Here is a 19,532-nt window from a genome sequence, read left to right as displayed (position 1 = left end):
GCGAACTCCGCGGATTCCATGACCAGCGCATCTCCACCCCGGCCGGCCGGCAAGCCGGATCTCGTCACGCTCGAGCGGGTGACCAAAAGGTTCCCCGGCATCGTCGCCAACAACGCCGTCGACCTGTCGATTCGCGCCGGCGAGGTGCATGTGCTGCTCGGCGAAAACGGCGCCGGCAAGTCGACGCTGATCGGCATGCTGTCGGGGCTGCAGCAGCCGACGGAAGGCCGCATCCTGGTGGGCGGGACCCCGACGCCGATCACCTCGCCGCGCCATGCGCTGGCGCTGGGCATAGGCACGGTGTTCCAGCACATGATGCTGGTGCCGACGCTGACGGTGGCGGAGAACCTGCTGCTCGGCGGCTCGTGGTGGCGCCGGCCGAAGGCCGGGGAGCTGCAGGCGCGCGCCGCCGAGATCGGCCGCACCCTCGGCATTTCCGTCGACCTGGGCGCACGGGTCGAGGACCTGTCGCTGGGCGAGCAGCAGCAGGTCGAGATCCTGCGGGCGCTCTTGCGCGACAGCCGGCTGCTCATCCTCGACGAATCCACCTCCATGCTGACGCCGAAGGGCATCGACGACCTCGGTGCGCTGATGCGGCGCCTGGCGGAAAACGGGTTGGCGATCGTCTTCATCACCCACAAGCTCAAGGAGGCGGCCGCCTTCGGCGACCGCATCTCGGTGCTGAAACTCGGCCGCAAGGTCGGCGAGATCACCCCCGAGCGGCTGCGCAGCCTGGGCGAGGACGAGATCGTCGCCGAGATCGTCGAGATGATGTTCGGCGCGAGGGCCGGCGGCGACCCCGAAGAGGCGCAGCGGACCGCACGCGCCTTCCCGGAGGCCGTCGCGCCGCTGCTGGAGGTGCGCGACCTCGCGGTGCCGGCCGGTTCGGGCACGCCGGGTCTCTCCGGCGTCTCCTTCGCCGTCCGGCCGGGCGAGATTCTTGGCATCGCCGGCATCGACGGCAACGGCCAGAAGCAGCTCGCCGAAGCATTGGCCGGGCAGCTTGCAGCGAGCGGCGGCACGATCCGGCTGGCTGGCGAGGCCATGGACGGGCTCGGCGTCGGCGAGCGCCACCGCAAGGGACTGCGCTATCTCACCGACGACCGGCTGGGCGAGGGCACCGTCGGCAGCTTCCCGGTGTCGATCAACTTCTTCCTCAAGCAGATCGGCACGCCGCCATTCTGGCGCAACGGCATCGAGCAGACTGCGGCGATCGACAAGCGCGCCGGCGAGCTGGTGCGCGCCTATGATGTCAGGACGCCAAGCCTGGAGACGCCGATCGGCAGGCTGTCCGGCGGCAACATCCAGAAAATCCTGATCGCGCGCGAGTTCGCCGACGGCGCCCGGGCCGTCATCTTCAACAAGCCGACCTACGGGCTCGACCTGGCGAATACGCTGGCGACCCGCCAGCGCATCCGCGACATCGCGACGGGTGGCGCAGCCGTGCTGCTGATCTCCACCGATCTCGAGGAACTGCTCGGCATGTGCGACCGCATTTCGGTGATGGCGTCCGGCGCGCTGGTCGGTACGGTCGACAATGCCGCCGACGCCCGTACCCGTGTGGGACGGCTGATGATCGGGCTGGCCGCATGAGCATCGACACGACACGAGCCTCCGACATGGCGACGATCGAGCAGTCCGCCGCCGCGGCAGGTCGCGGCCACCTGCAGCGGCGCGTGCTGATGACGCTGGGTCCGATCCTGGCGGCGCTGGTGCTCGCCGGCTGCATCCTGCTTGCCGTCGGCGTCAATCCGCTCGCCTATTACGGCTTCGTCGTCGAGCGCGGCCTTCTGTCTCCGACCGGGATCCAGCAGACGCTGACCCGCATGGCGCCGCTGCTGTTCATCGCCGCCGGGCTGATCGTCGCCTTCCGGGCCGGCATGTGGAATCTCGGCGGCGACGGGCAGTTCCTGCTTGGCGCCGTCATCGCGGCGGCGTCGGCGCCGGTGCTGGTGCAGGTGCTGCCGGCCTGGCTGGCGCTCGCCTGCGCCTTTCTCATGGCGACGGCCGTGGCCGTGTCGTGGTCGCTGGTGCCGGCGCTGCTGCGCGCCTATCAGGGCGTCAACGAGATCATCACCACGCTGATGATGACCTTCCTCGGCACCTCCTTCGCCAACGTGCTGGTCAAGCTCGCCTTCCTCGATCCGGCTACGACCGTGCCGCAGACGCGCACGCTGCCGGTCGAGGACCGGCTGCCGCGGCTGTTCGACACCACCATCACCAGCGGGCTGCTGTTCGGGCTCGTCGCCATCGTGGCGGTCCATCTGGTCATGACGCGGACCGCCTTCGGGCTGAAGCTGCGGGTGGTCGGCGCCAATCCGAAGGCGGCCATCCATGTCGGGCTCGGCGTGCCGGGGCTGACCGTCGCCGTCTTCGCCATCTCGGCTGGCCTGGCCGGGCTCGGCGGCGCCATCGACGTGATCGGCGTGCAGGGCAATGTGCGGGCCGACTGGAACCCGGGCTACGCCATGGCGGTGATCCCGGCGGTGTTCCTCGCCCGCATGAACGGTTTTGCCGCCATCGGCTTCGTGTTTCTGCTGTCTGTCCTGTCGATCGGCGGCGAGAGCGCGGCGCGCCGGCTCGGCGTGCCGCACCATTTCACGCTGGTGCTGGTGGCGATCGTGCTGATCATGCTGGCGCTCGCCGAATATATCGACCACCGCTTCACCAGGGCGCGGAGGGCCTGACGCGATGACCGGGCTGTTCAGCGAAGTTTTTCTCGGCGCGCTGCTGTTCGGCGCCATCACCGCGGCCATTCCGCTGCTGCTGGCGGGACTCGGCGAGCAGATGTCGGAAAAGGCCGGCGTGCTCAACATCGGCATCGAGGGCATGATGATCGGCGGCGCCTATCTCGGCTTCGTCGCCGCATTCTATTCCGGGTCGCTGTGGCTGGGTTTCCTCTTCGGCGCCTGCGCCGGCATCGCCGTGGCGGCTCTCATGGCGCTGCTGTGCGTGAGGCTGGGCCTCAACCAGATCGTCATCGGCATCGGGCTGACGCTCGGGCTGGAGGGGCTGACCGCGCTGCTCCACCACTTCCAGTTCTCGCGCAGCTATCCGCGCCTGCCGGCGGCGGAGCGCACCGAGATCCCGCTGCTCGCCGACATCCCGGTGCTCGGGCCGGCGCTGTTCCGCCACCACCTCATCGTCTATCTGGCGATCGCGCTGGTCTTCGTGATGATCTACGTCTACCGCCGCACCCAGCTCGGGCTCAATTTGCAGGCGGCCGGCGACAAGCCGGCGGCGCTCGACGTCGCCGGCGTCGACGTCATCCGGACGCGCACCGTCGCCGTGCTGTTCACGGGCGCGATGGCCGGGTTGGGTGGTGCCTATCTCGCCAATGTCGGCGCCGGCATCTTCATTCCCTTCATCACCAACGGCGCCGGCTTCCTCGGCATCGTGCTGGCGATGCTGGCGCGCGGGCGGCCGGTGTGGGTGCTGCTCGGCGCGCTCTTGTTCGGGCTCTGCCTGTCGCTGACCACGGCCATGCAGGTCGCCGGCATCAACATTCCGACCGACGTCATCCAGATGCTGCCGTTCCTGGCTGTCATGGTGATGCTGGTGGCGTTCGGCCGCCGCGGCAGCCTGCCGGCGGCGCTGGGCATACCCTATGAGCGCGGGGCGCGCTGAGGACGATCAACCGACCCGGCGCGCAGGGAACCGCGCCGCAACAAGGAGGCGACGATGTCAGACACGAAGGTCTATCTGCTGGACGGCGGTTCGCTGGTTCTCGACGGCTACCATGTCTACTGGAACCGCGGGCCGGGGGGCGAGGTGCGCTTTCCCGTCTATTCGATCCTCATCGAGCACGCCGAGGGGCGGTTCCTCATCGACACCGGCTACGACTACGACCATGTCATGAAGGTGCTGCCCTTCGAGAAGCCGATCCAGAGCAGGGACCAGACGATTCCGGGCGCGCTGGCCCTGCTCGGGCTGGAGCCGAAAGACATCGACGTGGTCGTCAATTCGCACTTTCATTTCGACCATTGCGGCGGCAACAAGTATTTTCCGCATGCCAAGAAGATCTGCCACAAAAGCGAGGTGCCGCAGGCCTGCAACCCGCTGCCTTTCGAGCATCTCGGCTATTCCGACCTGAGCTTTTCCGCCGAGGCTGCGGAGGCGCGCGGCGCCACCCAGCAGCTCCTGGAAGGTACGACCCGCGCCAACTCGACCTTCGAGGGCATCGAGGGCGACGTCGACCTCGCCAAGGGTGTCAAGCTGATCGCCACGCCCGGCCATTCGATCGGCCACTACAGCCTGATGGTGCATTTCCCCAAGCGTAAGCCCATCCTGTTCACCATCGACGCCGCCTATACGCAGAAGAGCCTGGAGACGCTGTGCCAGGCGTCCTTCCACATCGATCCGGTCGCCGGCGTGGACTCGATGCGCCGCGTGCGCAAGCTTGCCGAGGACAATGAGGCCGAGCTGCTCTATTCGCACGATATGGAGAACTTCAAGACCTACCGCACCGGCACCCAGTTCTACGGCTGAGGCCGGTCAATCCGGAGAGCGACAATGCGATATCCCGACCACGCCGAGCCGGTCGTCACCCTCACGTCAGGGCCGGTCAATGCCTATGCCGCCGTGCTGCAGGGGTTGGGGCGGACCGTGCTCTACGACTACGACCCGGCGTTCCAGCGCTTCTATGAAAGCGTGGTCGGCAAGGCGCAGGAGGCGATGCGGCTGTCGAACCGGCCGGTGATCCTGCATGGCGAGCCGGTGCTGGGGCTGGAGGCCGCGGCCGCGTCGCTGATCGCGGCGGACGACGTGGTGCTCAACCTCGCCTCCGGCGTCTACGGCAAGGGTTTTGGCTACTGGGCCAAGCGTTATTCGCCCCATCTGCTGGAGATCGAGACGCCGTACAACGAGGCGATCGATCCGCAGTCGGTCGCCGACATGCTGAAAAGGCATCCGGAGATCACCATCGTCTCGGTCTGCCATCACGACACGCCGTCCGGCACGATCAATCCGATCGACGAGATCGGCGCGCTTGTTGCGGCGCACGGCGCCTACCTGATCGTCGACGCCGTCTCGTCCTTCGGCGGCATGAAGACCCACCCGGAGGACTGCAAGGCCGACATCTACGTCACCGGGCCGAACAAGTGCCTCGGCGCGCCTCCCGGCCTGACGCTGATGGGTGTCAGCGACCGCGCCTGGGCCAAGATGAAGGCCAATCCCGCTGCGCCGCGCGCCTCCATGCTCAGCATCGTCGACTGGGAGAACGCCTGGTCGAGGGAGAAGCCGTTCCCGTTCACGCCCTCGGTCGCCGAGGTCAACGGGCTTGACGTGGCGCTCGACCTCTATCTCAACGAGGGGCCGGAAGCGGTGTGGGCGCGCCATGCGCTGACGGCCAAGGCGACGCGCGCCGGCGCCTTGGCCATGGGCCTGTCGCTGTGGGCCGCGAACGAAAAGATTGCCTCGCCGACGACGACGGCGATCCGCACCCCCGAGGGGATCGACGAGAAGGCGCTGCGCCAGGCTGCGCGCGAGCGCTACGGCGTCGTCTTCTCCTCAGGGCGCGGCGAGACGCTGGGGAAACTCACGCGCATCGGCCACATGGGCCCGACGGCGCAGCCGATCTACGCCGTGGTGGCGCTGACGGCGCTGGGCGGCGCGCTCAGCGCGGCCGGAATGAAGCTTCCCGTCGGCAGGGGGATCGACGCCGCGCTGGCGGTGATCGACGCCGACGGCACGAACTGAACGGGACAAGGAGACGGGTCACATGAGCGACAGGCTTGCAGGAAAGATTGCCCTGGTCACCGGGGCAGCGCAGGGCATCGGCAAGGCCATCGCGGCAAAGCTTGCCGCCGAAGGCGCCACCGTGGTGATCAGCGACGTCAATGCCGAGGGCGGCAAGGCTGCAGCCGCCGCGATCGGCGGCCGGACACAGGCGATCGCCGCCGATGTCTCCGACGCCTCGTCGGTGAAGGCGCTGTTTTCGGAGATCCAGACGCTCGGCGGCATCGACATCGTCGTCAACAATGCCAGCATCGTGCCCTTCGTCGCCTGGGACGAGGTCGACCTCGCCCATTGGCAGAAGATCATCGACGTCAACCTGACCGGCACTTTCATCGTCACCCGCGCCGCGACCGACCAGATGCGCGCCGGCGGCAAGGCCGGGCGGGTCATCAACATCTCGTCCAACACCTTCTTCGCCGGCACGCCCAACATGGCGGCCTATGTGGCGGCCAAGGGCGGCGTCATCGGCTTCACCCGGGCGTTGGCGACCGAACTCGGCAAATACAACATCACCGCCAATGCGGTGACGCCGGGCCTGATCGAGAGCGAGGGCGTCAAGGCGAGCCCGCACAACGAGGCCTTCGGCTTCGTCGAGATGCTGCAGGCGATGAAGGGCAAGGGCCAGCCGGAGCACATCGCCGACGTGGTCGCCTTCCTCGCCTCCGACGACGCGCGCTGGATCACCGGCCAGACCATCAATGTCGATGCCGGCATGGTGCGCCACTAGGGCGGTTCGGTTTCGTCGGTCGGCGGGACGAATTCATGTCCTGTATTTTTTCGCAAGATCCCGGCGAAAAGCTGCACGGTTTCACTGGAATTTCGCTAAGGTCCGTCGGAATTTCAGGCCAGGACGGCCTGAAAAACAGTGCTTTCGGAGCCCTTCCGACGGCCTTGATCGATGCCTGCGCATGGCGGGCGAGGCAAGTGGGGCGGCTCTCCGCCCGACCTGTACCAGCCTCGCTTGCCACTCGCCGCCGCGCCCTTTACGCGAGGCGCGCGGTGAATCACGTTTGAGGGGATACCGAGTTGGAAGCAGGATTTGACGCGTCGATGCTCGACCGGGAGACCGTTGCCGCCCTGATCGCCGGTCTGCTGTTCACGGGCGTCGTCTCCGGAACGCTGGCCGGCCTGCTCGGGGTCGGCGGCGGCATCGTCATCGTTCCGGTGCTGTTCTGGGTGCTGACGCTGCTCGACTTTCCGGACGAGGTGATCAGCCACCTGGCCGTGGCGACGTCGCTTGCCGTCATCATCCCGACCTCGATCTCGTCGATGCGGGCGCACAACAAGCGCGGCAATGTCGACCGGTCGCTGCTCAAGCTGTGGGGGCCGGCGATGTTCGTCGGCGCGCTGATCGGCGGCATCCTGTCGAAATACATCCCCGGCGGCGGGCTGCGCCTGGTCTTCGGCGTGGTCGGCGTTCTGGTCGCCGTCAACATGGCGCTGCCCAAGGCGCTGGTCCTGGCCGAGCACCTGCCGAAGAGCGGGCTCGTCAACCGGGTGATCGCCACCGTCATCGGCTTCATCTCGTCGCTGATGGGCATCGGCGGCGGCACGCTTTCGGTGCCGACGCTCGCCGCCTTCTCCTTTCCCGTCCACCGCGCCGTCGGCTCCTCGGCCGCGCTCGGCCTGCTGATCGCCGTACCGGCGGTCGCCGGCTTCATCTGGGCAGGGCTCGACGTCGCCGACCGGCCGCCATTCAGTCTCGGCTATGTCAGCCTGCCGGCGGCGGTGATCATCGCGCCGACCAGCTTCCTGCTGGCGCCGCTCGGCGCGCGCATCGCCCATGCGCTCAACGCCCGCTATCTGAAGCTCGCCTTCGCCGTCTTCCTGGCGCTGACGTCGGCCCGCATGCTGCTGTCCTGAGAAAGACGCGCGATCCGCGCTCGGCGTCAGGCTGAAATCGCAGGGGTGGGCGGCGAGCGGCCGGATCGGTCCGCCGGTCCGACGAATGTCGCCGCCCGGCCATCCGTCATGCCGTTCGGCCGACGGAAACGGAAAATCGTCGGGTTTTTTCCGCCCGCCCCGCCCAATTCACGCTGATTTCACGCTGGCCCTGCGAAACATGCTCCATCAACACCGCGCAGGAGGGGAGCATGCCAGATCATCTCACGCATCGGTTCGATTTATCGATCCCGGACGAGCTGGACCCGACGGCCAAAGTGCGTATTCCCGGCATTCAGGCGCCGGCCCGCCAGCGACCTTCGGTCCGCATCTGGACGGAAGGAAAATGGGCGCCCGCCGAATATCCGGTGCCGCGGGGACCGGGGCGGCCCGAACGGCCTTCGGCCCGCTGGGCCAGGCTGGCGATCCGTCGGAACATGCGTCGCTCGGACACTCCGGAGCAGTCGCCGCGCATGATCCTGCAGGTCGCCAACCAGAAGGATAGAAATGTCGAAGTTGTCATCACCCGGGAGCGCGGCGGGCTTGCGCGCATCTCGGCGCGTCATGCCCGCGATTGACGAGGCTGGCTGGAAATCGGCGGGTCTCTGGCGCCACGGCGCATTGCGCTGTGGCGAGGACGGGTATGCCGCCGGGCTCGCATTGCCAAGGTGCTCCTTGCAACACAGCACCGGTCGGCGGGGGCCGGCTGCAGGGACGGATCGTGGCCTCCCACACGATCCGTCCCGTCTTCCGGCAGGCGGACCCGGCCGGATATACCGTCGTTTTTCCTTGCTTTGATCCGTGGCCGCGACCACGGTCCCGCCGTATGCCGGCGACAGCGATTGCTGCGAAGCAGGGGTGGAGGGCTGCCCGCCGCCGGTCGTACTGACAGGCCGGCGTCGGGTCGAATTTCAGGCGGAGCAGGCGCGCAGCACCCGCTCCCTGGTCGGACTGGCATGACAGAAGAGGGCGATTGACCATGCGACACGGGGAAGACACCAACTACGAAGCGTTGGTCAATCACCGGCGGAACTACGGGGCGCAGCGGCAGACCGAGGGCTGTCCCGTTATGGAGAAGAAAAGCGCCATCGAGAAGAAGAGCGCCTCCGGGGCTGCGTTGCGCGAGCGTCTTCTCTTTCCCGACCTCGCCGACAGGCCGATAAGCCTGATGGAGGCGGAGAACGGCAGCGCGGCGGTCGAGCGCACCCAGGAAGCATTGTCGGCCATTACGAGCCGCATGCTCGGCCCGATCGATCCCACCGATCTCAGCGACAATCCGGCGGCGTTCACCTATTTCGGCCAGTTCGTCTTCCACGACATCGTCTTCAGCCGCATCTTCGGCGCTCCCGTCAGCGACGTCAGCGAGCGGGCGCTGCGCAATGCCTCCTCGGGCAGCATCGATCTTTCGGGCCTCTACGGGCGCGGTCCCGTCGTCGACCCGCATCTCTACGACTGGGCATCGGCCAATGACACGGCGCTCTGCCGTTTTCCGCTCGGCCTGCCCGGCGTCAGCGACCGCAACGTCAAGCTGCCGGTGGACGGCTCCGTGGAGCGGGCGCGCGACCTGCCGCGCGTCGACGGGTCAAGCGGCTTCATGAGCCTGCAGGGGCGCAAGGGGCCATATCGCCCGCTCGTCGCCGATCCGCGCAACGACGACAACCTGGTCCTGTCGCAACTCCATTGTGCGCTGATGCAGGTGCACAACCGTCTCGTCGACGTGCAGATCGCACACCGCGGCGCCACCGCCCAGATCGCCTTCGAGCAGGCGCGCGCCTATCTGACCAGCGTCTATCGGCGCGTCGTGGTCGACGACTACATGCGCCGGATGCTGTCGCGCGAGGTATGGGACCATTTCTTCGGCGGCGAAGGCTTCCGCGGGCCGGGCGCGGACACGCTGGCGCCGCTCGCCGATCTGCCGATGGAGTTTTCCTTCGGCGCCTCGCGTTTCGCCCACGGCATGGTTCGCGAGCGCTATTCCGTCAACCAGGCCTTCGACGACATCCCCGGCACGCTGCGGGAGATGCTGTCCTTCTCCAGCCAGCGCCCGCACGGCGACGTGCCGGTGCGCGTCAACTGGGCGATCGACTGGAGCCGCTTCGCCGAACTGGGCGATCCGGCCAGGATGATGCGGGCGCGCCGGATCAGCCCGTTCCTTGCCTTCGAGCTGGCCTCGGTGAAGCACGCGGCCGATCTCGACGGAACGCCTCGCTCCATCGCCTTCATGGACTGCTGGCGCTGCTACCACCTGGGGCTGCCTTCGGGGCAGGCGGTCGCGGAAGCCGTCGGGGCGGCGCTTGCCGACGGCCCGGCCCATGTGCGGGTGCTGTCCGGCGCCGACATGCTCCCGACGGAGTGGTGCAAGGAGCGCTACCCCTTCCATGCGGCGGAACTGGAGCGGACACTGAATGCCTACCCGCAGTTCCTGACGGAGACGCCGCTTTCCTATTACGTGCTGCAGGAAGCCTCGGTGCTCGGCGACGACGGGAACCGGCTCGGCCCGGTCGGCTCGTATATCGTCGGCGCGACGGTCGCCGCCGCACTCTTCAATACCAGCGACAGCGAAATCCACGTACCGCTGCCCTGGACGGTCCATCCGCATACACTGGCCGGCCTGCTGAGGCTTGCCGACGACAGGCTGGTGTCGGATGACGAACTCGTCGGATTGCTGGAAAGGACGGTCCGTCCCGACCTTTCCGCAAGGGGTCATCGAAGGACGGGCAACGCAGTGTGAAAGAAAAGGAGGGCATTATGGCCAAATTCGAGAACGTGCAGTTCGAGGCGCTCGGGGAGTTCATCCAGCGGATGATCAAGGATCCCGCGGCGATCGAGACCTTCAAGACGGGATCCCAGGATGAGATCAAGAATCTCCTGAGGGGATTCATGTCGCCGCGCGGCAAGACCTGGGACGAGATCACCATCGTCCCGCATTTCGACGAGGAGAATGTCGTCAACATCTCCTTCCCGTTCACGGGCGACGTCGAGGAAACCGTGCGTGAAATCGCGCCGGAGGTGGGCGAGGGCGTGGATTACCCGTTCCCCGACCACTACAAATTCGACCCGAACACCGGCGCCACGCCGGAGGAGAAGAAGGCCAACCGGCTGCGCGGCTATCGCAGCCGCATCGGCGACTATGTGATGTCGCGCTGCAAATAGGCGCGACATGCAGCATGAACCCGAGAAGTTGCAGACTTTTCGGACAAGATCATGCGGCAAAACAGAGAGAGCTCGACCGCGTCACGCCAGCCGCGCGGCGCGGTCGATGCCTTGCGCAAGCCGTTCCCGATCGGCCTCGATCCGGATCGGAAACACATTCTTGAACCAGTCGATCGCAGCGCGGCGCGACGGGCGCTCGTTGTTGTACCAGGCCGCGGAGATGCTGCGCAGGAAGACGCGGAAATCGGCGCCCGCTGCCGCGTCGTTGCCGGAAAGCGCATGGGCCGCCGCCGACCAGCCGCGGATGTCGGGAAAAAGGCCGTCGCTCTTTTCCACCGCCTGGATGCAGCCGGGAAGGTCGCCCGCAAGAAACGAGATCGTCGCCAGGTAACCGTAATAGTGCGGGTCGTGCAGCGGATTGAGCTCGAAGGAACGCCGCGCCAGGTCGACGGCGCGCTCCGGGCTGCCGACGAAGGCGCTCGCCAGCGCATAGGCGATGAGCGTCGCCGGATTGGCGGCATTGAGGTCGTGGGCGAGGCCGAAATGGAAGTCCGCCAGCTCCCAGCGGCGGGCGAGCAGATGGCTCCACGCCAGGTTGACCTGATTGCGGTGGTCGAGCGGGTCGAGCATCACCGCCTGCTTGGCGAGATCGAAAGCGCGCTCCAGGTCGGCGCTGTCCAGCGGATAGCCCGGCAGCACGATCCAGCGCGAGTTCAGGATCGCGGCCAGGCTCGAATAGGCGCAGGCCAGCTTGGGATCGAGGCGGATCGCGTCCTCGTAGCGGGCAATCGCGGCGGCCTCGGTGTCGTTGCGCCACAAGATGGACAGTCGCTGCCCGTCGAGCCAGTGATCGTAGGCCGAGATGTAGTTCGGCGACAGCGTGTCTATGCGGTGCAGCCGCGTGCTCGATATGGCAAGCTGCAGCCGCGAGGCCACCTGCGCGCAGATTTCGTTGAACACGGTTCGCCAGCCGGACGGCGCGTGCGGCGCGGTGGTGGTGAAATGCAGCTCGCCATGGGTGAGCGAAACGCACGAGATCTCGAAGAGACGCTCGGTTCCCCGTTCTGCCGTGTTGATCACCACCGCCACGTCGGCAATGTCCTTCAGGGCGCTGAGCAGGCCGTCGATCGAGCGCGAGCGGATGATCTCCGGATCGAGCTCGGCCTGGATCGCGGTCCAGTGCCGGAAGCGCGACAGCGAGGCGGACAGCTCGCTCACCAGGGCGAACTGGATGTGGGCATCGCTCGCCCGATATTTTTCCGTGACCAGAACGATCGTCGGCTTCTCGACGACGTTGGGCAGCATGTCGGGTTCGATGCGGCCTTGCGGCGCCGCGCCCGCGACATCGCTGCGTTCGCCGGTCTTGAACTCCTCGAGCTGCCGGACCATGTCGCGCGGCGGCGCGATGTCGAGCTCGGCGCGAAGGTCGTTGGAGTAACGCTCGAAAAAGCCGTGCGCGCTGGCGAAGCCGCCTTCGCGGTAGAGCGCGCGCAGCATTTCCATCGCCGCCGCTTCGTGCAAGGGGTCGACATGCAATATGCAGCTCGCGATCGCCTTGCGCTCGGCGACCGTCGAGTTCGGCGCATCGAGGGCCTTCGACAGCTGCTGGACCAGGCTGTCCGACCAATGCGTGGCGGTCATCCTCAGCCAGTTGTCGAAAACCGGGTCGCAGTCCTGGAGGCCGGCGCACAGCGAATCGCTCCGCTGCGCCAGTATGCCGTCGGCGATCGCGAAATCCCGCTGCTTGAGGGCGAGATGGACGGTTGCAATATCGGTCTTGAACAGGGTGCGGTCGATGCCGACGGAGAGCTTGTCCACGGCCAGAAAGTTGACGCCGGTCTGGACCTCGATCTGCCGGAGATCGCGGATCGATTGCCGCAGCGAGGCGCGCGCATGTTCCTCGTCGCGGTCGCTCCACAAGAGCGCCGAAAGGCGGCCGCGCGTCTCCCGGTACTGTCCGCTCAGCAGCAGATAGGCGAGGATCGCGCACGCCTTGCGCTTGTCGAAGACATGCACCTGGCCGGCGCTGTGAATCTCGAAGCCGCCCAGAAGCTTGACTTCCAGCCGTGCCTCGACGACGCCGTCCTCGGTATGCCTTGCAACTGTCGCTACCGACATGAGAATCCTGCACCTTTGGTAAGCATCGTAATACCGTACAGGACCCTGCGTTAAGTGGTGAAAGAACGTGCGGCTTGAAAAGCGCCATTGGGAACTTCTTTGCGCCAGTTCGGTAGCGCAATGCAACCCGCTTGAAACTGCTGCAACCGCGTCGTCGGCCCGCGATAGCGCGGATCTGTCGGCCGCCGGGCTATGGCCCGCCTTACGCGACGGAACGGCTCACGCCGAGGACCGGTCGAACCTGTGCCGCTTTGCCGCCCGCCACGGCATGGTCGTCGACCTGTTCGAGGTGCCGGGCGGAGTGCTTGCCGCGAGCAATCTCCATATCGGCGGGCCGTCCGGCTCAGGTCCGACCACAGTCAACGGCAAGGGTTTTTCCGCGCCGCAGGCCGTGCTCAGCTGCCTCGGCGAGGCGGTGGAATTCGCAAGCTGGTTGTACCGGCCGCAGGATCGTCGGCGCCTGGCAGGGCTCGATGCTGCCGGAGAACAGCCTGGGCGGATTTCAGCACGGCATGTGCTCGGCTTTTCCGAACGTCAGGTCGGCGACCGCGAAAAGCTCAATCGGACGTGGGGGGGATGGGATGTCGTCCCGACGGCGGGGGACATGGAAGAGCCGGAGCACTGGGCGACCGTGCACGATCTCTCCGGCGCGCGATCGGCCCTTTGCCCGGCCTTTCTCTGCTACGGCCGCTTCGGCGACAGGGAGCGCGGCGATCCCGGCCTCAATGCCGATTCGAACGGCTCAGCCGCCGGGCGGACGCCGGAGGAGGCGCGGCGACGCGCGGTGCTCGAACTGGTCGAGCGCGACGCGACCGGCATCTGGTGGTGGCGGGGCTGCCGGCGCGCCCGCATCGCGGCCGAAACTCTGGAAGATGCCGAACTGGCGGCGGCGCTGGCGCGGCATCGCGACGACACCGGGCGAAAACTCTGGTTTCTCGATATTTCGACCTTCCGCAGTGCGTCCGTCGTGGCGGCGGTTTCCTGCGCGCCGAGCGGCCGGCAATTGGCAGCGGGCTTCGCCGCCGCGCTGTCGCGGCGTGACGCCGTGCGCTCGGCATTCCTCGAAATGCTGCAGACAGAGCTGTCCATGGACGCCCACGAGATCCGCATGGAGGATGGCGTGCCGGGGTCGGCTAGCGACGGTAGGATATCGCGCTGGCTGGACGAGGCGGATCTTGCCGCGCTGGATTTCCTGACGGGCTCGGATCCGTCGGGGACGCTGCCCGAGCGGGCCGCGGCGCTGCCGGAACTGGTGGACGAGATGGCGGCGGCCGGCCACGAGGTCTGGTTCAGCGACCTGTCGCGGCCCGACATCGGTGTGCCCGTGGTCAAGGCGATCGCCGCCGGACTTGCCCACTACAAGCCGCGCTTCGGCTGCCCCCGGCTCGGCCATCTGCCCGGGCAGCGGGGCTGGGAAACGGCGTATTCCGATCGCCTGAATCCGATCGCGCTGGTGATCTGACAAAAAGTTTTCCGCGGCGTCAGCCGCTTCACGCTGACTTCACGCTGCCCCGGGCTATCTGCCGATGTGAGGTCTGGCAGCTGAGGGCAGCCATGAGGAACGTCGAACATAGGTCGGCCGGCCATCGGTCGGATGCAGGGAGGTTCGAGGCGACGGGGGTCCGCTTTGCGGGCAAGGGGCGCTTCGATGGCGGTATGGGCGATGTGCTGCCGTTTGCCGTGCGCCGCCCCGGGGCGGCGACGCTTTCCGCTCCGGTCCATCCGGGATCCGGGCACTCACATCGGCTGGAGGCATTTGCCTCTCCAGTCCCGCATGACCAACCGACATATCCGCTCGCCGATGGCCTGGCCATAGCGGGCGCTTCCCGCGCCATCCTCCCATCGGCGCGGGTCGCCATTCCCGAGCAAGCAGACAATCGCGATCCCGATATCGAGCGGGACGGGCCGCAACCGGTCCGTCTTCCTCGCTGGCCGATGCACGGCCGGTCTTGGGATCGGGCCCGGCCGGCCGAAGCGCCCGGCCGCCGCAGAGGAAGAGACACAATGTATCGCCCATTCCTGAAGGCCGCTGCGGAAGCCTGCAGCGATCCGGAGTCGCAGACGCTGACGCCGGGCATCGTCCGATTCACCCTGGAATACCGCGAGGCGCCCGATCCGAAGACCGAGCGCGACAAGCTGAGCAGGATCATAGGCGGCGACCGGTTCGCCTTCTTCCCGCTTCCACCCGGCGAGGACCCGCTCATCCATGTCCTGCAATTTCCGGGGGTCATCCGCCAGCAGTCCGCCGGCTTCCTGTTCGACGTGGCGCAGGGCCTGGTCGGCGATTGCGGCCTGGTCTCGTGCGTGCCCGACGTCGATCCGGGATGGATAACCGATGACGAACTCGGCCATCAGGCGCCCGAATCGGTCGGCGGCATCGTCTGGACGCTGTGCCGGTCGCATGCGCCGGCACCGCAGGCGCCGCGCTGGGCGGTCTCGGCGGTGCGGGCCGACCGCGCCTGGGAGGCCTTCGGCACGACCGGGCAGGGCATCGTCATCGGCCAGCCGGACACCGGCGTCGCCGACCATCGCGAGCTCGACGGCGCCATCGACATCCGCAGGGGCACCGACACACTGGCGGGCGGCGGCCTTCCCATCGATCCGCTGTCGCCGACCATGGCCTCGCCGGGCCACGGCACCGCCACATCGAGCGCGGCCGTCAGCCGCCCGTCCATGGCGATCGTCGGAGCGGCGCCGGGAGCGACACTGGTGCCGATCCGCTGCACCAATTCCGTCATCATCGGCAGCGGCGCCGCCGTCGCCGCGGCGATCGACCATGCCCGGCTGGCCGGCTGCCATATCGTCACGATGAGCCTGGGCGGCCCGATCGAAGGCGCGGATCTGCGGCGCGCCATCGATCGCGCCGTCAAGGCCGGCATGATCGTGCTAGCGGCGGCCGGCAACTGCGTGCATGCCGTGCTCTATCCCGCCTGGGACGCCAACGTGATCGCCGTGGCCGCCGTCGATGCCGACGACCGGGCGTGGCGGGGAACCTCGCACGGCCCCAAGGTGGACATCTCGGCGCCGGGCGAGAACGTCTATGTCGCGCGCCGGCATTGGCCGGCGGATGCCGACAAGTCGCTGGTCGAGCCGGGCCAGGGCACGTCCTTTGCGGTGGCGATCGCCGCGGGCTGCGCGGCGCTGTGGCTGTCCAGGCACTCGCCGGACGCCGTGCAGGCGGAAGCGGAGAAGCGCGGCGTCAGCGTCCAGGAACTGTTCCGCGCCGCGATCAAGGCGACTGCCCGCCGGCCGGAGAATTGGCCGTCGCAGTCCCTCGGCGCCGGCGTCGTCGATGCCGAGCAACTGCTCGGCCTGCCACTCGCGCGGGTTTCACGGCCCGTGCCTTCCACGGACGCAAATCCCGGGCGGTCGATGCTGGAAGGCGTGGCCGATGCCGAACGCTTCCTGGCGGAGGCGGGATTCCTGGCACTGGACCGGCGGCAGCGGACGGACCCGACACGCGTCGGAGCGCTGGAAAGCGCCGCCGCGCCGCGGCCCAGCCAGGCGCTGGAAGCCGCCATCCGCCGGTCGGGTGGCGGCGAGTTGCCGGCGGAGCGCAGCGCGCGCTCGGCGGCGGTCGCACCGCTCACGCCCTATATCGGACCGCGCAAGCCGTCGGCGAAGATCCTGGCGCAAGGCGCGGTGGCAACCGGGGCGTCTTCCGCCAGCCGTGCCGCATCGGTCCGGGAAGGCAAAAAGGCGCTGCTGGACCGGATCGAAAGCGTGCTGAAGAGCCAGGTCGCGCAAAAGCGCCGGCGTGCCGACGCGGACAGGATCCGTCACGAAATCATGTCGCAGGCGGAACGCGTCATCGATTCCTGGGCGCACGGCACGGCGATTCCGGCGGATGTGCTCGGCGCGGCCCGGTCCACGGCCGAGATGATCGTGCGCATCACCGACCGTCCGGCCGTGCCGGTCGTCGAAGGTTCCATCGATCTCGATCGACCCGAGCTGGCGCTGTGGGCGGGAGAGCTCGAGCCGGCACACAAGCTCCTGAAGCCGCTGATCGACGCCGTCGGCCGCATCGACATCGGCAGGCCGGACGGCCATGTCCATGTCGGAACGGGCACGGTGATCGGCGACGGCCTGATCATGACCAACCGTCATGTCATCGAAGCCTTCTGCGAGCCGATTCCGTCGTCGGACGGAACGCAGAAGTTCCTGCTCAACGCTCCGGTCTCCATCTGCTTCGACGAAGCGGCGCTGGACGAGAGCCGGCGCTTCGTGGTCAAGGACGTGTTGACGGCGGGCCCCTGGAGGATCGGCGAGGTCGCGGACGTCGGCAAGCTCGACATCGCGGTTCTCGAGGTCGAGACGACCAATGCTGCCGGCGCCCGTCTGCCTGCGCCGGCGCCCTCGGGCCGGTTGCCCGTGGAAGCCGGCAACCGGTCCGGACTGGTCGTCGTCGGCTATCCGGCCAGGCCGGTCCTGTCGGCCGACACGGCCACCGGCGAGACCGCGGACCCGTGGGCGCAGGTCCAGGATGTGTTCGACGACGCCTACGGGACGAAACATCTCAGCGTCGGGCGCATCGTCAACAAGCCGGGCGAGATCGTCGGCGACGAGCGCGGCTGGGCGTTCACCCACGACGCAACGACGCTTGCCGGCAATTCCGGCGCCGCGGTCATCAGCCTGCGGCGGCCCTATCGGATAGGCGGGCTGCATTTCGGAGGGCAGGCGCTGCGGCAGAATTTCGCGCATGACCTGTCGGCCATCCGGACGGTGGTGCGGGACGAGCGGCAGATGCTGGACCTCGCGGCCTTTGGCGGGTTCCTGGATATTCCGTGAGGCGGACCGACCGCGACTCCCGGCGACAATCGTCGGGGAGGGGCCCGCCGCGTGAGGGATCGCGGCGGGCCGTCGTGTCGGCGGGGGTGACCTCACGACGTCGCAGGGATGCGTTGTCTGCGACCCGGCCGCCGAACGGAGATGATGGGAAAAAGTTCCCCGACAGGGTCTCGTCGGGTGCGACGCCGTCGCACCTGATTGTCCCCGACGGACGGAGATGCCGGTCAATCCCGCGGGAGCCGGTTGCCGGCGTGGTCCTGATACTGCTCGTTGCGGATTTCCTTGCCGTCCAGGCCGCGTTCCTTTGTATGTTGCGCCTTGTCGCGGTTGGACAAGACGGCATTCTCCTCGATCTTGTCCTTCGGCATGTCGGTCATGCCGCCCTGGCCGCTGCCTTTCCCCTGGGTCCCGCGGCCCATATGCTTCTTGCCGCCATTCGCCATGGTCTGCTCCTTCCGATCGCATGTCCTTGCTGGCCGAACAGTCGGTGCCGGCGAAGGTTCCGCCGGCTCCGGAACGAATTCCGACGGCGCCGGTTCGGTCTTGTCAAAGAAGGAGACGAGGCTGTGATCAGCAAAGCGACCAACCACGGAAAACCCAACCGGCGGACGCACGGACATGAGGAGGGCGGCAGCCCGGTCCACGAAGCGCAGCAGGACAACGGCGGCTCCGAAGGGGCGAACCCCCAGGCCGCCGATGCCGACCGGGTGGCGCCGGAGCCCGGGCTGCCGGATACGGAAAGCCCATTGCGGCGCCAGCCTGAACCTGCCGGGGCCTTGCCCGAGGAGGACGACGACAATCCTTATCAAGGGAGCGACGAGGCGCTGCCGGACGACACCGAGGAACGGGTCATCTCGCGCAACCCAGGCAAGGAGGGAGGCCGTTTCGACGAGGTCTGAGCACCCAGCAGGCCCGATGGCCGGGCCTGCCGTCCGGGAACAAAGATGCACATGCGCGGATTGAACCGGTGAACGGCCTGCTTACCGAGGAGTGCTGCCGGATGCGGATACTGCGCAACAATGGCCTCACCATCGCACTGATGGTGGCCTTCCTGTTCAGCATAGGCGGCATGGGCCTGTCCGGCTGGAACGCCCACAACGAGAACCTGGTCGACCACGGGCAAGCCGCCATCGGCTTCCTGGCGTATCTCGCCAGCGGCGACTTCATCTCCGCGGTTTTCGAGAACTGGGAAAGCGAGTTCCTGCAGATGGCCGCCTATGTGATGCTGACGGCCTTCCTGTTCCAGCGCGGCTCAGCCGAGTCGCGCGATCCGGACGAGCCCGAAGGCAAACTGCCGTCGATCCCGCCGAAGCTTCGGTCCTGGCATCCGTTCAAGCGCTTCCTCTATTCCTATTCCCTGGGGATAGCGATGGCGCTGCTGTTCGCGCTGTCCTTCGTCGCTCATGTCAGCGGCAGCCTCGCCGCCGCCAACGAGGAGGCCCTGCTGCACGGGGGAGAACTCGATACGCTGGGCTCGCATCTCGTCAGCGCGCGGTTCTGGTTCGAATCCTTCCAGAACTGGCAGTCGGAGTTCCTGTCGACAGCGGTCCTGGTCGTCCTGTCGATCTTCCTGCGCTTCCACGGTTCGCCGGAATCCAAGCCCGTCGACGCGCCCGACGAGAGCACGGGCGCGTAGCCGACGATCTCGTTGCGGGGACGGGAACCCCTCGCACGCCTGCGTGTTGGGCCGGACCACAAGGAGAGAACGATGATACGCTTGCTGTTCGTCGTCGCGGCCGGCTACGCGGCATACAGGCTTCTCGGCCATCGGCCGCCTCGTCAGCCCATGGCGCTGCTGCCTCCGCCGGATGGCCGCCGCACGGCGGAAAAGGAGAGGGCATCGGCGGACGTTCCAA

Annotated in this window: 16 protein-coding genes; 14 read left to right on the top strand and 2 right to left on the bottom strand. The window is 67.5% G+C overall.

All coding sequences use genetic code 11. From position 1 onward, the window contains the following. Positions 1 to 18: 18 nt before the first annotated feature. The 10 genes from C7I84_RS06545 to C7I84_RS06500 all read left to right on the top strand — a co-directional run bounded on the left by C7I84_RS06545 (position 19) and on the right by C7I84_RS06500 (position 10,770). Entirely contained in the window at positions 19 to 1,593 is a 1,575-nt protein-coding gene (locus tag C7I84_RS06545; RefSeq protein WP_106771356.1) for a putative B6 ABC transporter ATP-binding protein, read from the top strand. Continuing rightward, entirely contained in the window at positions 1,590 to 2,687 is a 1,098-nt protein-coding gene (locus C7I84_RS06540) for a putative B6 ABC transporter permease subunit 2 (protein WP_106771355.1), read from the top strand. Before C7I84_RS06545 ends, C7I84_RS06540 begins: the two co-directional genes overlap by 4 nt. 4 nt (positions 2,688 to 2,691) lie before the next feature. Further along, entirely contained in the window at positions 2,692 to 3,627 is a 936-nt protein-coding gene (locus C7I84_RS06535; protein ID WP_106771354.1) for a putative B6 ABC transporter permease subunit 1, read from the top strand. A gap of 54 nt (positions 3,628 to 3,681) precedes the next feature. Beyond that, positions 3,682 to 4,488: a 4-pyridoxolactonase gene (gene pldA / locus C7I84_RS06530; protein ID WP_106771353.1), complete on the top strand. Its 807-nt coding sequence runs from the start codon at positions 3,682 to 3,684 to the stop codon at positions 4,486 to 4,488. Between the two features lie 24 nt (positions 4,489 to 4,512). Next, positions 4,513 to 5,697, top strand: a complete 1,185-nt coding sequence (ppaT, locus tag C7I84_RS06525) for a pyridoxamine--pyruvate transaminase (protein ID WP_106771352.1) — start codon at positions 4,513 to 4,515, stop codon at positions 5,695 to 5,697. A 22-nt stretch (positions 5,698 to 5,719) separates the two neighbouring features. Beyond that, complete coding sequence (gene pldH, locus C7I84_RS06520; RefSeq protein WP_106771351.1) at positions 5,720 to 6,463, top strand: pyridoxal 4-dehydrogenase, SDR-type; 744 nt, start codon at positions 5,720 to 5,722, stop codon at positions 6,461 to 6,463. 299 nt (positions 6,464 to 6,762) lie between these two features. Continuing rightward, entirely contained in the window at positions 6,763 to 7,599 is an 837-nt protein-coding gene (locus tag C7I84_RS06515; protein WP_106771350.1) for a sulfite exporter TauE/SafE family protein, read from the top strand. Between the two features lie 230 nt (positions 7,600 to 7,829). Then, a complete protein-coding gene (locus tag C7I84_RS06510) occupies positions 7,830 to 8,195 on the top strand; it encodes a hypothetical protein (protein WP_106771349.1) in 366 nt (121 codons plus the stop codon). Between the two features lie 401 nt (positions 8,196 to 8,596). After that, positions 8,597 to 10,348, top strand: coding sequence for a peroxidase family protein (locus C7I84_RS06505; RefSeq protein WP_120785112.1), 1,752 nt, complete (start codon positions 8,597 to 8,599; stop codon positions 10,346 to 10,348). A 17-nt stretch (positions 10,349 to 10,365) separates the two neighbouring features. Further along, complete coding sequence (locus C7I84_RS06500) at positions 10,366 to 10,770, top strand: hypothetical protein (protein WP_106771347.1); 405 nt, start codon at positions 10,366 to 10,368, stop codon at positions 10,768 to 10,770. 81 nt (positions 10,771 to 10,851) lie between these two features. Here the strand turns inward: C7I84_RS06500 and C7I84_RS06495 are convergent, their stop codons facing one another. Beyond that, a complete protein-coding gene (locus C7I84_RS06495; protein WP_106771346.1) occupies positions 10,852 to 12,888 on the bottom strand; it encodes an AfsR/SARP family transcriptional regulator in 2,037 nt (678 codons plus the stop codon). 268 nt (positions 12,889 to 13,156) lie between these two features. On the opposite strand from C7I84_RS06495, the gene C7I84_RS06490 reads away from it, so the two are divergent. Then, a complete protein-coding gene (locus tag C7I84_RS06490; protein ID WP_106771345.1) occupies positions 13,157 to 14,350 on the top strand; it encodes a YcaO-like family protein in 1,194 nt (397 codons plus the stop codon). A 542-nt stretch (positions 14,351 to 14,892) separates the two neighbouring features. After that, the gene (locus C7I84_RS06485) at positions 14,893 to 17,676 is read left to right on the top strand and encodes a S8 family serine peptidase (protein ID WP_165816007.1); all 2,784 of its coding nucleotides are present in this window, start codon (positions 14,893 to 14,895) and stop codon (positions 17,674 to 17,676) included. 224 nt (positions 17,677 to 17,900) lie between these two features. Here C7I84_RS06485 and C7I84_RS06480 read toward each other — a convergent pair whose 3' ends face one another. Further along, on the bottom strand, positions 17,901 to 18,119 hold the full coding sequence (locus C7I84_RS06480) for a hypothetical protein (protein WP_106771343.1): 219 nt from the start codon (positions 18,117 to 18,119) through the stop codon (positions 17,901 to 17,903). Between the two features lie 123 nt (positions 18,120 to 18,242). Here C7I84_RS06480 and C7I84_RS06475 point away from each other — a divergent pair, with 123 nt between their 5' ends. Together C7I84_RS06475 and C7I84_RS06470 are read left to right on the top strand one after the other, a co-directional pair. Then, positions 18,243 to 18,575, top strand: coding sequence for a hypothetical protein (locus C7I84_RS06475; RefSeq protein ID WP_245428334.1), 333 nt, complete (start codon positions 18,243 to 18,245; stop codon positions 18,573 to 18,575). A gap of 101 nt (positions 18,576 to 18,676) precedes the next feature. Next, positions 18,677 to 19,312 carry a DUF6766 family protein gene (locus C7I84_RS06470; RefSeq protein ID WP_106771342.1) on the top strand — a complete coding sequence of 212 codons (636 nt, stop codon included), beginning with the start codon at positions 18,677 to 18,679 and terminating at the stop codon, positions 19,310 to 19,312. The last annotated feature ends 220 nt before the right edge of the window (positions 19,313 to 19,532 follow it).

The sequence above is a fragment of the Kumtagia ephedrae genome (genome assembly GCF_003012745.1).
GTDB lineage: Bacteria > Pseudomonadota > Alphaproteobacteria > Rhizobiales > Rhizobiaceae > Kumtagia > Kumtagia ephedrae.
The sequence above is the reverse complement of the archived record's forward strand: the minus strand, read 5'-3'. Positions and strand labels throughout refer to the sequence as shown.

Coding starts and splice junctions, on each gene's coding strand:
- C7I84_RS06505 (WP_120785112.1), top strand. CDS start 8,597: ATGCGACACGGGGAAGACACCAACTACGAAGCGTTGGTCAATCACCGG.
- C7I84_RS06480 (WP_106771343.1), bottom strand. CDS start 18,119: ATGGCGAATGGCGGCAAGAAGCATATGGGCCGCGGGACCCAGGGGAAA.
- C7I84_RS06535 (WP_106771354.1), top strand. CDS start 2,692: ATGACCGGGCTGTTCAGCGAAGTTTTTCTCGGCGCGCTGCTGTTCGGC.
- C7I84_RS06545 (WP_106771356.1), top strand. CDS start 19: ATGACCAGCGCATCTCCACCCCGGCCGGCCGGCAAGCCGGATCTCGTC.
- C7I84_RS06495 (WP_106771346.1), bottom strand. CDS start 12,888: ATGTCGGTAGCGACAGTTGCAAGGCATACCGAGGACGGCGTCGTCGAG.
- C7I84_RS06470 (WP_106771342.1), top strand. CDS start 18,677: ATGCGGATACTGCGCAACAATGGCCTCACCATCGCACTGATGGTGGCC.
- pldA (WP_106771353.1), top strand. CDS start 3,682: ATGTCAGACACGAAGGTCTATCTGCTGGACGGCGGTTCGCTGGTTCTC.
- C7I84_RS06490 (WP_106771345.1), top strand. CDS start 13,157: ATGGTCGTCGACCTGTTCGAGGTGCCGGGCGGAGTGCTTGCCGCGAGC.
- ppaT (WP_106771352.1), top strand. CDS start 4,513: ATGCGATATCCCGACCACGCCGAGCCGGTCGTCACCCTCACGTCAGGG.
- pldH (WP_106771351.1), top strand. CDS start 5,720: ATGAGCGACAGGCTTGCAGGAAAGATTGCCCTGGTCACCGGGGCAGCG.
- C7I84_RS06540 (WP_106771355.1), top strand. CDS start 1,590: ATGAGCATCGACACGACACGAGCCTCCGACATGGCGACGATCGAGCAG.
- C7I84_RS06500 (WP_106771347.1), top strand. CDS start 10,366: ATGGCCAAATTCGAGAACGTGCAGTTCGAGGCGCTCGGGGAGTTCATC.
- C7I84_RS06510 (WP_106771349.1), top strand. CDS start 7,830: ATGCCAGATCATCTCACGCATCGGTTCGATTTATCGATCCCGGACGAG.
- C7I84_RS06485 (WP_165816007.1), top strand. CDS start 14,893: ATGTATCGCCCATTCCTGAAGGCCGCTGCGGAAGCCTGCAGCGATCCG.